At 58.9% G+C, this 14,287-nt stretch carries 18 protein-coding genes; 16 read left to right on the forward strand and 2 right to left on the reverse strand.

Features of this window, described 5'->3' with window-relative positions:
• The first annotated feature begins 7 nt into the window (after positions 1 to 7).
• On the forward strand, positions 8 to 763 hold the full coding sequence (locus D1820_RS14685; protein ID WP_118069558.1) for a sulfite exporter TauE/SafE family protein: 756 nt from the start codon (positions 8 to 10) through the stop codon (positions 761 to 763).
• 110 nt (positions 764 to 873) lie between these two features.
• Here the strand turns inward: D1820_RS14685 and D1820_RS14690 are convergent, their stop codons facing one another.
• Positions 874 to 1,203: a hypothetical protein gene (locus D1820_RS14690; protein WP_096707435.1), complete on the reverse strand. Its 330-nt coding sequence runs from the start codon at positions 1,201 to 1,203 to the stop codon at positions 874 to 876.
• Positions 1,204 to 1,587: 384 nt separating this feature from the next.
• On the opposite strand from D1820_RS14690, the gene D1820_RS14695 reads away from it, so the two are divergent.
• The 15 genes from D1820_RS14695 (at position 1,588) to D1820_RS14765 (ending at position 13,489) form a co-directional block, all read left to right on the forward strand.
• The gene (locus tag D1820_RS14695) at positions 1,588 to 2,442 is read left to right on the forward strand and encodes a CoA ester lyase (protein ID WP_118069559.1); all 855 of its coding nucleotides are present in this window, start codon (positions 1,588 to 1,590) and stop codon (positions 2,440 to 2,442) included.
• Positions 2,443 to 2,477: 35 nt separating this feature from the next.
• Positions 2,478 to 3,026 carry an NnrU family protein gene (locus tag D1820_RS14700; RefSeq protein WP_118069560.1) on the forward strand — a complete coding sequence of 183 codons (549 nt, stop codon included), beginning with the start codon at positions 2,478 to 2,480 and terminating at the stop codon, positions 3,024 to 3,026.
• A 6-nt stretch (positions 3,027 to 3,032) separates the two neighbouring features.
• Positions 3,033 to 3,236, forward strand: a complete 204-nt coding sequence (locus D1820_RS14705; protein WP_040104187.1) for a DUF1737 domain-containing protein — start codon at positions 3,033 to 3,035, stop codon at positions 3,234 to 3,236.
• Positions 3,236 to 4,267 (forward strand): MaoC family dehydratase, encoded by a 1,032-nt coding sequence (locus D1820_RS14710; protein WP_118069561.1) that lies wholly within the window; start codon positions 3,236 to 3,238, stop codon positions 4,265 to 4,267. The genes D1820_RS14705 and D1820_RS14710 overlap by 1 nt, the downstream gene beginning before the upstream one ends.
• An 81-nt stretch (positions 4,268 to 4,348) precedes the next feature.
• Positions 4,349 to 4,981 carry a histidine phosphatase family protein gene (locus tag D1820_RS14715; RefSeq protein WP_118069562.1) on the forward strand — a complete coding sequence of 211 codons (633 nt, stop codon included), beginning with the start codon at positions 4,349 to 4,351 and terminating at the stop codon, positions 4,979 to 4,981.
• A 32-nt stretch (positions 4,982 to 5,013) separates the two neighbouring features.
• Positions 5,014 to 5,703, forward strand: a complete 690-nt coding sequence (locus tag D1820_RS14720; protein ID WP_118069563.1) for a DUF1194 domain-containing protein — start codon at positions 5,014 to 5,016, stop codon at positions 5,701 to 5,703.
• A gap of 192 nt (positions 5,704 to 5,895) precedes the next feature.
• A complete protein-coding gene (sdhC, locus tag D1820_RS14725; protein WP_040171217.1) occupies positions 5,896 to 6,279 on the forward strand; it encodes a succinate dehydrogenase, cytochrome b556 subunit in 384 nt (127 codons plus the stop codon).
• 18 nt (positions 6,280 to 6,297) lie between these two features.
• Complete coding sequence (gene sdhD, locus D1820_RS14730) at positions 6,298 to 6,669, forward strand: succinate dehydrogenase, hydrophobic membrane anchor protein (RefSeq protein ID WP_014873477.1); 372 nt, start codon at positions 6,298 to 6,300, stop codon at positions 6,667 to 6,669.
• Positions 6,670 to 6,684: 15 nt separating this feature from the next.
• The gene (sdhA, locus tag D1820_RS14735; protein WP_096870512.1) at positions 6,685 to 8,490 is read left to right on the forward strand and encodes a succinate dehydrogenase flavoprotein subunit; all 1,806 of its coding nucleotides are present in this window, start codon (positions 6,685 to 6,687) and stop codon (positions 8,488 to 8,490) included.
• Between the two features lie 87 nt (positions 8,491 to 8,577).
• Positions 8,578 to 9,489 (forward strand): hypothetical protein, encoded by a 912-nt coding sequence (locus D1820_RS14740; RefSeq protein ID WP_254683322.1) that lies wholly within the window; start codon positions 8,578 to 8,580, stop codon positions 9,487 to 9,489.
• Positions 9,489 to 9,623, forward strand: coding sequence for a hypothetical protein (locus D1820_RS19265; RefSeq protein WP_255887164.1), 135 nt, complete (start codon positions 9,489 to 9,491; stop codon positions 9,621 to 9,623). Before D1820_RS14740 ends, D1820_RS19265 begins: the two co-directional genes overlap by 1 nt.
• Positions 9,624 to 9,639: 16 nt before the next feature.
• Entirely contained in the window at positions 9,640 to 10,419 is a 780-nt protein-coding gene (locus D1820_RS14745; protein ID WP_014873480.1) for a succinate dehydrogenase iron-sulfur subunit, read from the forward strand.
• Between the two features lie 212 nt (positions 10,420 to 10,631).
• Positions 10,632 to 10,832: a hypothetical protein gene (locus D1820_RS14750; RefSeq protein ID WP_118069565.1), complete on the forward strand. Its 201-nt coding sequence runs from the start codon at positions 10,632 to 10,634 to the stop codon at positions 10,830 to 10,832.
• A 507-nt stretch (positions 10,833 to 11,339) separates the two neighbouring features.
• Complete coding sequence (locus D1820_RS14760; protein WP_118069567.1) at positions 11,340 to 12,521, forward strand: type III PLP-dependent enzyme; 1,182 nt, start codon at positions 11,340 to 11,342, stop codon at positions 12,519 to 12,521.
• 92 nt (positions 12,522 to 12,613) lie between these two features.
• Positions 12,614 to 13,489: a DUF1989 domain-containing protein gene (locus D1820_RS14765; RefSeq protein WP_118069568.1), complete on the forward strand. Its 876-nt coding sequence runs from the start codon at positions 12,614 to 12,616 to the stop codon at positions 13,487 to 13,489.
• Between the two features lie 76 nt (positions 13,490 to 13,565).
• On the opposite strand, the gene deoD is transcribed toward D1820_RS14765, so the two are convergent.
• Positions 13,566 to 14,270 carry a purine-nucleoside phosphorylase gene (gene deoD, locus D1820_RS14770; RefSeq protein ID WP_096870518.1) on the reverse strand — a complete coding sequence of 235 codons (705 nt, stop codon included), beginning with the start codon at positions 14,268 to 14,270 and terminating at the stop codon, positions 13,566 to 13,568.
• Positions 14,271 to 14,287: the final 17 nt, after the last annotated feature.

Below are 14,287 nucleotides of genomic sequence, written 5' to 3' on the forward strand. Positions count from 1 at the left end.
TTCTCAGATGCCTGAGATTACAGTGATGTTTTTTCTGGTAGCGGTATTGGCAATTACGTTTGCTGGTGTTTCCAAGGCCGGTTTTGGATCGGGCGCGGCCTTTGCGTCGTCTTCGATTCTCGCTCTGATTGTAGAACCTGGCGTGGCGCTTGCTTTCATGTTGCCTCTGTTGATGTTGATCGATGTCGCCTCGCTGCGGCCTTATTGGGGGCGCTGGCGGCTGCGGGAGTCGCTCTTGTTGATCCTCGGCGGTTTGCCTGGCGTCGCATTGGGGGCGGTGTTCTACAAATCCGTCGACGCCGATGCGATGCGGATATTGATTGGTGTCATCTCGGTCGCGTTTGTGGCCTGGCAGCTGTCCGGGCGGTTGAGGGCACGATTGGCCAAGCCGCGCGAAAAGGCGGATGTGACCGGGATTGTGGCCGGCGTGGTTGCCGGGTTTACAAGTTTCGTAAGCCACGCTGGTGGGCCGCCGGCGGCTGTCTATCTGCTTGGACGCAATATGAGCAAAACAGAATACCAAGCCTCGACCGTATTGGTGTTCGGTATCCTGAATGCGGCAAAGTTCGTCCCCTATGCGATGCTGGGGATGGTGACGCCCGCGTCATTGACGCTGGATCTGATGTTGACGCCCTTTGCCCTGCTTGGGGCTTGGATCGGGGTCCGCTTACATCACAGGGTATCTGAGCCGGTCTTTTTTGGTCTGACCTATGTGCTGTTGGTTACCACCGGGACGAAGCTGATTTGGGACGGGCTGACCTGAGCGGGGGCGGATCTTGGGCTGCTGGCAGAGGGCCGTTGTCACGCGGCCCCTCCGCCGGCTGGTCAGATCGGATGTCTCACCTCTAAGGCTCACCTTGCGAGGAAGCCCGCTCAGGCGTCACTGTCGACGACTGGTAAGGCCTCCGCCAGAAACTCATAAGACTGGCCCGAGGCCACAAGACAGGTCACGCCGCCGGGGGTGGTGATTGTGATGGTCCAGCTGCCGGTATCCGCCGAGGCGAAGGTTTCCATCACCACGCCGCGTTGGCCGATGCCGATGCTCTGCCGACTTTCGCCGTAGCGTTCGGCAAGGCGCTTCACCACCTGATCGCGGGGCGCGCAGTTGTTGCTGGTCTGTGCGACAGCGGGCAGTGCCATCAGGGCGAGTGCTGCCAAAGCGGCGCTTTTGAGGACTGCAAGTTCAAACGTCTTCTTCAACATGGGTTTTACCCTTTCCGGAAGATCCGGCGGTGGGCTTGCCCTTCGGGTCATTTGATCAGACCCGGACAGGGTGTGCGCCGTGCCGGTATCGCGTCATCGTCTGCACGGGCTGCTGCGCCCGCTCCCGGATGTATGATGCCGTTTTGGTTCGATCCTCATCCGGTGCAATCAGAGTGACGAAAAGAAGCTGACATCCTCTTAACGGCCCGTTCTTGGGGGTTGGAGACAGTAATAATAACTATTTATCAGATCTTTAGTGTGATTACAGCGCTTCTCGCTTGCTGTGCTGAGGCGACTTATTCTGCGGTGCGGCATCATTTCACTTGAAAGATTACTTTCAATTATGTAGCCGTTTGCGCAACAAAATGACTCAGGAGATTAATCATGGATCCGCGCACACGCCCCTATCGGTCGGTTCTGTATATCCCGGGGTCCAAGCCTCGCGCGCTGGACAAGGCCCGCAATCTGCCGGTGGATGCGATCATCTTTGATCTTGAGGACGCGGTCTCGGCGGATGAGAAAGAAAACGCCCGCCAGACGTTGGAAGAGGCGCTGCGCGAAGGTGGCTATGGGGCGCGGATGAAGATTGTTCGGATCAACGGATTGGATACCGAATGGGGACGCGCTGATGCTGCGGCGGCGGCTAAAATGGACTGTGATGCGATCCTGTTGCCCAAAGTCTCCTCTCCAGCAGATCTGGACACTCTGGCAACCATCACAGGGAATAAACCGCTGTGGGCGATGATGGAAACTCCGCGCGGCATGTTGAACGCCGCGGCCATCGCCGCGCATCCGCTGTTGCAAGGCATGGTGATGGGGACCAATGATCTGGCGAAGGAGCTGCAGGTGCGCTTTCGTCCGGATCGCTTGCCGCTGATGGCGGGGCTGGGGCAGTGTCTGTTGGCGGCCAAGGCGGAAGGTGTGGTCATTGTCGACGGGGTCTATAACGCCTTTAAGGATGCCGAAGGGTTGGAAGCTGAGTGTAGTCAGGGCCGCGACATGGGGTTTGATGGCAAGACATTGATCCACCCGGCGCAGGTGGATGTGGCAAATGTCGCCTTCGCCCCTTCCGAGGACGAGATTGACCTCGCGCGACGTCAAATCGCGGCGTTTGACGCCGCAGAGGCAGAGGGGCAGGGTGTGGCTGTTGTGGATGGCAAGATTGTCGAGAACCTGCACGTGGTCACTGCCCGCGAAATTCTTGCAAAAGCGGATGCAATCGCAGCAGTTTCAGCCTAGGCGTTGGGTCGGTCATAATTCTTTGGGAGACTGACATGGCATTGTTGCTTCTAGGCATCCTGATTTGGTGGGGCGCCCATTTTTTCAAACGTTTGGCGCCGGATGCGCGCGCGGCTCTTGGTGATCGTGGCAAGGGGCTGATGGCGCTTATCCTGCTGGCGAGCGTGGTCCTGATGGTGATTGGCTACCGCAGTGCGGAGTCGTTTGATCTGGCCCTGCCGCCGCCGTTTTTCACACATATCAACAACACGTTGCTGCTGCTGGCGCTTTACTTCACCAGCCCTGGTCCCAGCAAAGGCGCGCTGTTCTACAAACTCCGCCATCCCATGTTGCTGGGCTTTGCGATGTGGGCGGTCGCACATCTGCTGGTAAACTGGGATCCGGCCTCCTTCGTGCTCTTTGGGAGCATGCTGGTCTGGGCGCTGGCGGAAATGGTTGTGATCAACCGCGCTGAACCAGTCTGGACAGCAAACCCAAAGGGCAGCCTTGCCAAGGATGCCATGTTCTTTGTCGTGTCGATCGTCCTATTGGGTGTGATCGGTTATGTTCACGGGCTGATCGGCCCCTCGCCGTTTCCGGGGTAATCACTGATGAAACTCTATCGATTTCTGTCTGAGGACGACACCTCGGCGTTCTGTCACAAGGTGACCGATGCGCTGAACAAAGGGTGGGAGCTCTACGGAAGTCCGACCCAGACTTTCGACCCCGTGAAGGGGATCATGCGCTGCGGTCAATCTGTGGTGAAAGAGGTGCCCGGCACCTATACCCCCGAGACCAAACTGGGAGAGCACTAATGGCCAAGACCAATCCGGGCCGCTTCTTTGAGGACTATGCCGTCGGCGATGTGTTGCATCATGCGGTGCCGCGCACCGTCTCGGGGGGGGAGCGCGCATTGTATCACGCGCTCTACCCGGCGCGGCATGCGCTCTACTCCTCGGATGAATTTGCGCGCGGATGTGGTCTGGCGGGCGCGCCGCTAGAGGATCTGGCGGCGTTCCACATGGTCTTTGGGAAGACCGTTCCGGATGTTTCGTTGAATGCGGTGGCAAACCTTGGCTATGCCGAAGGGCGCTGGCATCTGCCGGTCTATGCCGGAGATACCCTGCGCGCCGAAAGCGAAGTGATTGGGGTCAAACAGAATTCCAACGGCAAATCCGGTGTCGTCTATGTTCGCACACGTGGCCTCAACCAGCGGGGTGACTGCGTGCTGGACTATGTGCGCTGGGTCATGGTGCGCAAAGGCAATCTGGAGGCGCCCGCGCCTGAGACCTGTATCCCCGAACTCACCCGGGTGATCCCGGCTGAGGATCTGGTCATTCCCGAAGGGCTGGATTTCTCCAGCTATGATTTCACGCTCGCGGGGGAGCCGCACCGCTGGGGCGACTATGCGGTGGGGGAACAGATTGACCACATCGACGGTGTCACGGTGGAAGAGGCCGAGCATATGCTCGCAACCCGGCTGTGGCAGAACACGGCCAAGGTTCACTTTGACACCACGGCTCGACCGGATGGATCGCGGCTGATCTACGGCGGGCATGTGATCTCCATGGCGCGGGCGCTGTCCTTCAACGGCTTGGCCAATGCCCAGATGATTGTTGGATTGAACGGAGGCGCGCATGCAAACCCCTGCACATCCGGCATGACAATCCGTGCTTGGTCGGAGGTGCTGGACAAGGTTGAAACCCGCGCGCCCGGCGTCGGGGCGATCCGCTTGCGACTGGTCGCGACCAGCGGCGGTGCTCCCTTCCGGCTGAAAGGGGACGATGGCAAATATCACCCGGAGGTTCTCCTGGATCTCGACTATTGGGCATTAATGCCTTTGTGATAACAGCTGGTTGAGGCGGTTTCTGTTTTGAAATCGGCCTTGGCTGGAACCTTCTCACAGGCGAAGCGATGTGCAAAAGCCATGAACATAGGTGATCCGGGAACAGTTCTTTACATCTCGCATCCGCAGGTGACGGTTGACGCAACAGTTGCGGTGCCGGATTGGGGTTTGTCAGACGTCGGGGCCTTGCGTGTGACGGAACTGGCGCAGCGCTTCGCTCGGCTGCAGCTGGCAGGAAAGGCGGCGGTGATCTCCAGCGCTGAGCGCAAAGCCGTCGAGACCGCCGCGCCACTGGCGGCAGCGCTTGGGGCTGCGGTCGACCAGCGCAGGGGGCTGCACGAAAACGACCGAACCAGCACGGGCTATCTGCCAGCGGCCGCATTTGAAGCGCAGGCAGATGCGTTTTTTGCGAGTCCCTTGCAATCAGTGCGCGGTTGGGAGCGGGCGGTGGATGCGCAAGACCGCATCTTGCGGGAGATATGCGCCCTCGAGGCGGACTACCCGGACAGCGCGTTGATTGTCTGTGGTCATGGTGCAGTGGGTACTTTGCTTTTCTGTGCCTTGGCGGGGGTGGAGATTGATCGGCGCTGGGATCAACCGGCAGGTGGGGGCAATTGGTTTGCCTTCGATCGATACAGCCGGAAACCATTTGACCATTGGGCGCCGATCGAGACCCTGTTTGCGGATGGCGCAACGGGGTGCGGAAAACAATAGGGATGCGGGTCGGTTTTCGCTAAGCTCAAGATATGCGGATCCTTCGACTGATGGTTTTCATGCTTTTTGCTCAGGTGCCGATACCGGCGCGCGCCTGTGATCTGGCATTGGTGCTGGCAGTGGATGTCTCCGGCAGCGTCGACGTCGAAGAATACCGCATACAGATGGAAGGCCTGGCTGCAGCATTGCAGGATGGCGTCGTGGCGGAGGCCCTGGTGCGGGCGCAGGCGCGGGTGGCATTGATGCAGTGGTCAGGCAGCGGTCGTCAGGAGATCACGCTCAGCTGGCGGCATGCTTCGGACTTTCGAGCCTTGGACCAGCTGGCGGCTGATATCGCGGCGGCGCCGCGGCCCTGGCGCAACTATGCAACGGGCATAGGAGAGGCGCTGCAGCTGGCCATTGAGCAGTTTCAAACCGTACCCGGATGCCGCCGCCGAGTGATTGATGTTTCTGGCGACGGACCGTCCAACGAGGGGGTGGAGCCAACCGCCATCCGGGGCGCGCTCAGCGCCGCTGGCGTCACGGTGAATGCTTTGGCCATTGAGGAGAGCGAGCCGGATCTGACGGCCTATTTCTTTGAGCAGGTCATTCATGGAGCGGGCGCCTTTGTGCAGACGGCAGCAGGGTTTGAGGACTATCCGGAAGCGATCCGTAAAAAGCTGTTACGTGAAGTGGCGCAGCAGAACGCGGGATTGAGCAGCTTTCTCCCGACGATCCCATAAAATCGCGAACACCATGTGATTCTGTAAGGATTCCCGTGTATCCTATTTTGTGATCACTTACCGGAAGCGTGTGATCACATATTGCTGTTTTCGCGGCATTCTTAAAAATAACTGCGCATTTTTACCGCTCGTTTGCGTGACAGGACGTAAAAAACCTCTAAAACGTCGTCAGCTAACCGGAAAGGAGCCAACATGGCCGATGTAAATCGGGGCAACCGCCCGCTTTCGCCACATTTGCAGGTCTATCGCCCGCAGATCACTTCGATCACCTCGATCCTGACGCGGATTACGGGCAATGCCCTTATCGTGAGCGCGTTGTTGATTGCATGGTGGTTTCTGGCGGCGGCAACCTCTGAAGACTACTTCCGCACTGCCAATGCTGTAATGACCAGCTGGTTCGGCGACATCGTGATGAGCCTGTCGGTGCTTGGCCTTTGGTATCACACGCTGGCCGGTGTGCGTCACCTGATCTGGGACAACGGCAAGATGCTGGATCTGGAACCTGCGCAGAAACTGGGCTGGTTCGTCATTGTCGGGTCGGTTGTGCTGACTGTCCTCACCCTTGTTATCGTTTGATCTGAAGGAGCAATCGCAATGCGTTATTTGACAGATCGCAAGCGTGCCGTTGGCATGGGTGCTGCGAAATCCGGCACGGCACATCACTGGTCGATGCAGGTCAGCTCCATCGGGCTGCTGATTTTGGTGCCGTTGTTTGTGTTTACTTTTGGCTCCGCACTGGGCGGGTCTTATGAAGAGATCACTGCTTACTACGCTCGCCCGTTTCCCGCACTTGTTGCTCTGCTGACCATCTGGGTCGGCATGATGCACTTCAAATCGGGTGCGCAGATCATGATCGAGGACTATGTGCATGGCTTTGCCGGTCGTCTGACGATCATTCTGGTCACCTGCCTGTCTTATGCCGTGGCCGCGGTCAGCGCCTATGCGCTGATCCGCCTGGCGCTGTAAATCCCGAGGTTTTCAATGGCTGCTTACGAATACGAAACACATGATTATGACGTGGTCGTGGTTGGCGCCGGTGGTGCCGGCCTGCGCGCCACCCTCGGCATGGCGGAGCAGGGGCTGCGCACGGCCTGCGTGACGAAGGTCTTCCCGACCCGCTCGCACACCGTGGCGGCCCAGGGCGGCATTGCGGCGTCCCTGTCCAACATGGGGCCTGACCACTGGCAGTGGCATATGTATGACACGGTCAAAGGGTCTGACTGGCTCGGCGATACCGATGCGATGGAGTATCTCGCACGTGAAGCGCCCAAGGCGGTTTACGAGCTGGAGCATTACGGCGTGCCGTTCTCGCGCACCGAAGAGGGCAAGATCTACCAGCGCCCCTTCGGTGGGCATACCACCGAGTTTGGTGAAGGCCCCGCAGTGCAGCGGACCTGTGCCGCTGCGGACCGGACCGGCCACGCCATCCTGCATACGCTCTATGGTCAGTCGCTGAAGAACAATGCTGAGTTCTATGTCGAGTATTTCGCCATCGACCTGATCATGTCCGACGACGGGCAATGTCAGGGCGTGGTGTGCTGGAAGCTCGATGACGGCACCATGCATGTCTTCAACGCGAAGATGGTGGTGCTGGCAACTGGCGGTTACGGCCGTGCCTATTTCTCGGCAACCTCTGCGCATACCTGTACCGGTGATGGCGGTGGCATGGTGGCGCGGGCAGGCCTTGCGCTGCAGGATATGGAATTCGTGCAATTCCACCCCACAGGGATCTATGGCTCCGGCTGTCTGATCACCGAGGGCGCGCGGGGCGAAGGCGGATATTTGACCAACTCCGAAGGCGAACGCTTCATGGAGCGCTATGCGCCCCAGTACAAGGATCTGGCGCCGCGTGACTATGTTTCGCGTTCAATGACGATGGAGATCCGCGAGGGTCGCGGTGTGGGTGAACATGGTGATCACATTCACCTGAACCTCAGCCATCTGCCAGCCGAAGCGTTGGCGGAACGCCTGCCGGGGATCTCCGAAAGCGCGAAGATCTTTGCCGGCGTGGATGTGACCAAGGAACCGATCCCGGTTCTGCCAACGGTTCACTACAACATGGGCGGTATCCCGACCAACTACTGGGGTGAGGTGCTGAACCCGACAGCCGAGGATCCGACCGCTGTGGTGCCGGGTCTGATGGCTGTGGGCGAGGCGGGCTGTGCCTCAGTTCACGGGGCCAACCGGTTGGGGTCCAACTCGCTCATCGATCTTGTGGTCTTTGGCCGCGCTGCGGCAATCCGTGCGGGCAAGGTGGTGGATGCTGATGCGCCCAACCCTGTTCTTAATCAGGCGCAGGTGGACAAAGCCTTCGACCGATTTGACGGCCTGCGCTATGCCAAGGGCGGCATTCCAACCTCGGATCTGCGTTTGGAGATGCAGCGGACCATGCAAAGCGATGCCGCGGTGTTCCGCACATCGGAGACCATGGCGGAAGGTGTGACCAAGATGACCGCCATCGCAGCAAAGATCGACGATCTGGCTGTGACGGACCGGTCGCTGGTCTGGAACTCTGACCTGATGGAAACGCTTGAGCTGACCAACTTGATGCCAAACGCCCTGGCGACAATTGTCGGGGCAGAGGCGCGTCAGGAAAGCCGTGGTGCCCATGCCCATGAGGATTTCACCAGCCGGGACGATGAGAAATGGCGTGTCCATACCGTGAGCCGTGTTGACGGCAACAAGGTGGATCTGTCCTATCGCCCGGTTATTGTGGATCCTCTCACCACTGAGGCCGAAGGCGGCATCAGCGAGGCGAAGATCGCCCCCAAGGCCCGGACGTTCTAAGACCGTGATGCGCGCAGTTCCTGCATATCACATGACACTCAGCGCCCCCTCGCGGGAGCTGAGTGCACATGGTTGGGGGCTGCTATGATGGCACTCGAGCAAGACGTTTCGACACCACCTCCGGCATCTGCTGCAGAACAACCCGGCGGTTGGCCTTCTCTTGGCTGGCAGCCTAACGTCGCACTCCGCCTGTTCGGGATGCGGCGGTCTGGCAATCATGCGGTCGCTAATTGGTTGCAGCGCAACGCGCCGGGTCAGCAGGCTCTGTTCTTCAACAACTGCAAATCGGCCCGCATGCCGCTTTCGCACCATCAGGGAATAGAGCGAAATACCGTGGGCCTGTCGCGGTCAGAGGCGCGTGATCTGCCAGAGCTTGGCGCGTCAATGGCCTCGGGTGGTCTGCTGTTGATTTCTTACGAGGACACTGTTCCGTCGGATTACAGTCTGGATCGTCCCGTCTCGGGTGATCTGGATGAACGCCTGCTGAGTGGCGATATCCTGCTGTTGCGTGGGTTTTTGAACTGGTCCGCGTCGTTGTTGAAGAAGCTTCAGGGCAACCCCGCCTTTTCTCTGGTTCAGCGTAACGCTGTGCTGCTGCGGGCAATTGACAGCTATCGGCGCATGCTGGAGCTGGCCTCACATGCGGATGAACTTGCGCTGGTGGTGGTTGACTACGACCGTTGGATGCGCAGTGCCCACTATCGGACGGATCTGCTGGGTCGCCTGGATTTGCCCTGCGCAGACAACACCCTCGGCAAGATACAAACCTATGGCGGTGGCTCGTCCTTTGACAAGGATCGGGGCAACGCCGATTTTGATCTGAAGACGGATCAACGCTGCCAACAGATGGCGGAGGACGCAGAATATCAGGCGATCCTGCACCTCGCGGCCCGTGATGCGGCACTGCTGGCGGCTTTGACGCGGCACTACCCCGATGATGCGGCCCGGCTGTCACAGCTGGCAGGGCATCCCCCTTTTGCGGCGGGACGGCTGTTCTGATGCTGTCCCGCGCCTATGAAATTGCGGCTGGCATGGCCGCGACACCCAAAGATCTGCGATCCGGCCTGCCCGGGCCGCAGACACCGATCTCCTGCCTCCGCAGCGCCTCGCGCCTGCGGATGGTGGGCAGCTAAGCAAGGAGAACGATCTATGGTCGAATTCGCACTTCCGAAAAATTCCAAGATCACCACGGGTAAAACCTGGCCCAAGCCCGAAGGCGCAACCAATGTGCGCAAGTTCAGCATTTATCGCTGGAACCCGGACGACGGCAAGAACCCGCAGGTGGATACCTATTTTGTCGATATGGACAAATGCGGTCCGATGGTTCTGGACGCGCTCATCAAGATCAAGAATGAGATTGATCCAACCCTGACATTCCGTCGGTCGTGCCGCGAAGGGATCTGCGGCTCTTGCGCGATGAACATCGACGGCATCAATACGCTGGCGTGCATCTACGGGCTGGATGAAATCAAAGGTGACGTGAAAGTCTATCCGCTGCCGCATATGCCGGTGGTGAAGGATCTGATCCCTGATTTGACGCATTTCTATGCGCAGCACGCCTCAATCATGCCGTGGCTGGAAACCAAGACCAACCGCCCTGCAAAAGAGTGGAAACAGTCTATCGAGGATCGCAAGAAACTCGACGGTCTTTATGAATGTGTGATGTGTGCCTCCTGTTCGACGTCCTGCCCCAGCTATTGGTGGAACGGTGATCGTTATCTTGGGCCGGCCGCACTGCTGCATGCGTACCGCTGGATCATCGACAGCCGGGATGAGGCGACACCGGAGCGTCTGGATGAGCTGGAAGACCCCTTTAAGCTCTACCGCTGCCACACGATTATGAATTGCGCAAAAACCTGTCCCAAGGGCCTGAACCCGGCCAAGGCGATTTCGCACATCAAACAGATGATGGTGGAGCGCGCGGTCTGATCTGACGCAGCATACGCAATATCAAACGCCGCTCAGGATCTTTGAGCGGCGTTTTTCTTTTTATCGTCAGACTCTGTTTTGTCAGAGATCGCTTGCGTATGGGGTTGCGCTGCGCGCATGGCGATCTTGTTGAAACGGAGGGTGTGTTAGCACGCTCACAGGCATAAATTCCTGAGCAGGGGAGAGGCATTCTCTTGAGCAGGAGCGATCACATGACCGATCAAGCCGCGACGCAACTTCACCAGACGGCTGCCAATTCGTCGATATCACCGAAGGTAGGGCGAGCTGCCGAAGCACTGGCACATCTGGAACAGGCCTGGGCTTACTATGTGCCGGAACCACGCGTGGCCTCCCGCGCTATCACAGAGCCTGCGACCACTGAGGGCGTTGTCGATTACTACGCTGCGGCCTGATTGGTCGGAGCAGGGCGGCGTTGGCAGCAGTTGCGGCTGAATAGAACGGTAGATAGACAGGCCACATGCCCGTGTTGATCCTCTTCCTGTTGTTTGGCGTTTTCGGATATTTCCTTTGGCGGAAAAAAACGTCCAGTCTGAGCCGACATTGTCGTTGGCGGCAGGAACGCGCTGCTGACCAATGGAGATGTGCGGCTTGCGGGGCAGTACACCCCGGCTCTGCGGCGCCGAAACTATGTCTGCGGCAGGCCGGGTAGGCAGGGGCGTTCCCTGAAATCACGATGTTCTATGGCCGATGAGATCGCTGAAACACGGCACGTGCGACTATCCCGTATAAGTTGAGGGATAGGGCTAAAAAAATGCTTGATCGACTCATTGCTTTGGTGGATATGGCGCACAGACGCCAACGCACGCGCCTCTGTCCCAAGGGTTATCCCCCATGGTTACGTAGCGACGGTAACGTCTCTGATTGAAGTGAGCGGTCATAGATGGCCGGGTCTTTTGGAGATGACCATGAACGCAAACGTAACCGGGCAACTTGCCCGTCAAGATGCTATTGTCCCCGTTTCTCGCCACCTGTCTTACATTGCACAGAACGCGTTTGACCGACCGACACTGGTGATCGACAGTCAGGCTGTTGCCCGGCAATACGCCGCCCTCGCGCAGGGTCTGGGCCGCGCCCGTATTCACTACGCTGTTAAAGCCAATCCGGAGCCGCAGATCCTGAGGCGCCTGACCAGCATGGGATCGAATTTCGATGCGGCCAGCCGGGCTGAGATCGAGATGTGTCTGGCCGCTGGCGCAAAACCGAAACAGATCACCTTTGGCAACACCATCAAGCGTCCGGCGGATATCGCTTTCGCGCATGAGATCGGTATCACGCATTTCGCCGTTGATGCCTTGGCGGAGATGGAAAAACTGGCTGAGCACGCGCCGGGTGCGCGGGTTTGTATCCGTCTGCTGGTTGAGGCGACCGGCGCTGATTGGCCGTTGAGCCGTAAGTTCGGCTGTACCCCTGCGATGGCGCTGACCCTGATGGACCGTGCCCGCGACCTTGGTCTATGCGTATCTGGCCTTTCCTTCCATGTCGGATCGCAGACCCGTGATCCGCAGATGTGGGCCGACACGCTTGATCAGGTGGCGCAGGTCTGGCGCGCGGCCAAGAGCGCCGGACATGAACTGACCCTGCTGAACATTGGCGGCGGTTTTCCCGCCAGCTATGGCACTGAGGTGATGGCGCCGAACCGCTACGCGCAGGAAGTAATGGCGCTGGTGAACGCCCGTTTTCCGGACGCCTGCGAAATCATGGCGGAACCGGGCCGCGGGCTGGTGGCAGAGGCAGGCGCAATCGCGGCAGAAGTTCTACTGGTGTCGCGCAAGGATGCGGGTGATCTGCACCGCTGGGTCTATCTGGACATCGGAAAATTCTCCGGTCTGGCCGAAACCATGGACGAGGCGATCCGCTATCGCATCACCACGGATCATGGTGATGGGCAGACCGGTCCCTGCATTCTGGCTGGCCCATCGTGTGATAGCGCCGATGTGCTCTATGAAAAGCAGCTGTATCAAATGCCGCTGGAGCTAAAAGCCGGAGACCGCGTCGTGATCCATGCCTGTGGCGCCTATACGACCACCTATGCATCGGTCGGGTTCAATGGCTTCCCGCCGCTGGATGTGGTGGTGATCTGAGGTTAGGCGGCTAGGGAACGCGGTCGCAATCACCGCTTGTCTCGGGGCGTCGCTTTGGCTTTCATGGCGCAAACAATAAAGAGGTTTGCGCCATGTCCAATACTGAGCTCCCAAACGCCGAGACAGGGTGGCCGTCTGATGCAGAGGAGCGGCGCGCGATCCCGCCAGTGATCTGCTATCCCAACGAAACGCTGCCAAAGCCGGATTTGCCACGATACCTTGAAGCGCGTGAGACAGCGCGGAAGACCGATGAGGTGATTGTCGCCCCGCGCCAGGCGGCTTGTTTTCGTGTCGCAGCCGGCAGTTTTTTCCGAATTACATCGGTCGAAGGGGCGCAGGTGGGGGACCTGAACCTCTGGAACGACGCCGATCTGAGCGAGCGGTTTTTCTCCGGCAAGACGCGGGCTTTGCACGGAACCCATGTGACAGCCGGGGAGAGGCTGTGGAGTACACTGCCGCATCTGCGCCCCATGGCGACCATTGTTGCCGATAGTCTTGGTTGGTACGGGATCGACAGCTACGGTGGATCAGTACATGACGTGATCGGCACACGCTGCGATCCCTATACCGGCAACCTTCTCGGCGGCGGCCATTATCATCATTGCTGCCACTCCAATCTGACCCGTGCACTGGCTGATGAACTGAACCTATCGCTGGCAGACGCGGAGCGGCAAGTACACGACGTTCTGAACGTTTTCATGTGCACCGGGTTTACCCGCGATACCGGGCAGTATTTCATGAAGGCCAGTCCGGTGCGCCCCGGTGACTATCTTGAGTTTTTCGCCGAAATTGACCTGTTGGGCGCATTAAGTGCGTGTCCTGGGGGCGATTGTGGATCGGAACACACCAGCGACAGTGCTGCATGCTACCCGCTGTTGGTAGAGGTCTTTACGCCCGAGGGCACTGCGTTGGACGGCTGGCAATCACCTGCGCGCAATGGCTACGATGGCAGTCATGGGCGCAGCTGATCTGCGATCCTGCCAATCGGAAAAAGGCAACGCCTGAGGCGCTGCCTTTTTCTTTGGACTACAGGGTTTGATCAGTTCAGGCGAATGCCGCCGCAAGTGCGATCTCCACCATATCTCCGAAGCTGCGTTCGCGCTGATCGGAGGGCAGCGCCTCGCCTGTGCCGAGGTGATCGGACACGGTCAACACTGCCAGGGCGCGACATCCGTAGCGCGCTGCAAGCGTGTAAAGCTCAGCGGCTTCCATCTCAACGCCCAGAATGCCGTGGCGCACCATTTGCTCGTTCAGATCTGGGCGTTCATCGTAGAACACATCCGACGAATAGATGCCGCCAACATGCGGGGTCAGCTTATGGGTTTCAGCGGCTTTTACGGCCGCCTGAAGCAGGGACCAATCGGCGCAGGGGGCGAAATTGACCTCCTTGAAAATCCCGCGTGAGGGGGAGCCGGTGGTTGTCGCTGTCATGGCGAGGATCACATCGCGGATCTTCACCTTATCTTGCATGCCACCACAGGAACCGATGCGGATCAGGGTCTTGGCATCATAGTCGCGGATCAGTTCATTCACGTAGATAGACAGGGATGGCATGCCCATCCCGCTGCCCTGAATTGTCACCGGATGACCATTCCATGTGCCGGTGAACCCCAGCATCCCGCGTACCTCATTTACGAGGCGCACATCTTTCAGAAATGTCTCGGCTGCCCATTTCGCGCGGTAGGGGTCTCCCGGCAGCAAAACGGTTTCGGCAATCTCGCCCTTGGCGGCCCCGATATGAACAGTCATTTTTTACCCTCAGTTCG

This window comes from Phaeobacter sp. LSS9 (assembly GCF_003443595.1).
In the GTDB taxonomy this organism is placed as follows: Bacteria; Pseudomonadota; Alphaproteobacteria; order Rhodobacterales; family Rhodobacteraceae; genus Phaeobacter; species Phaeobacter piscinae.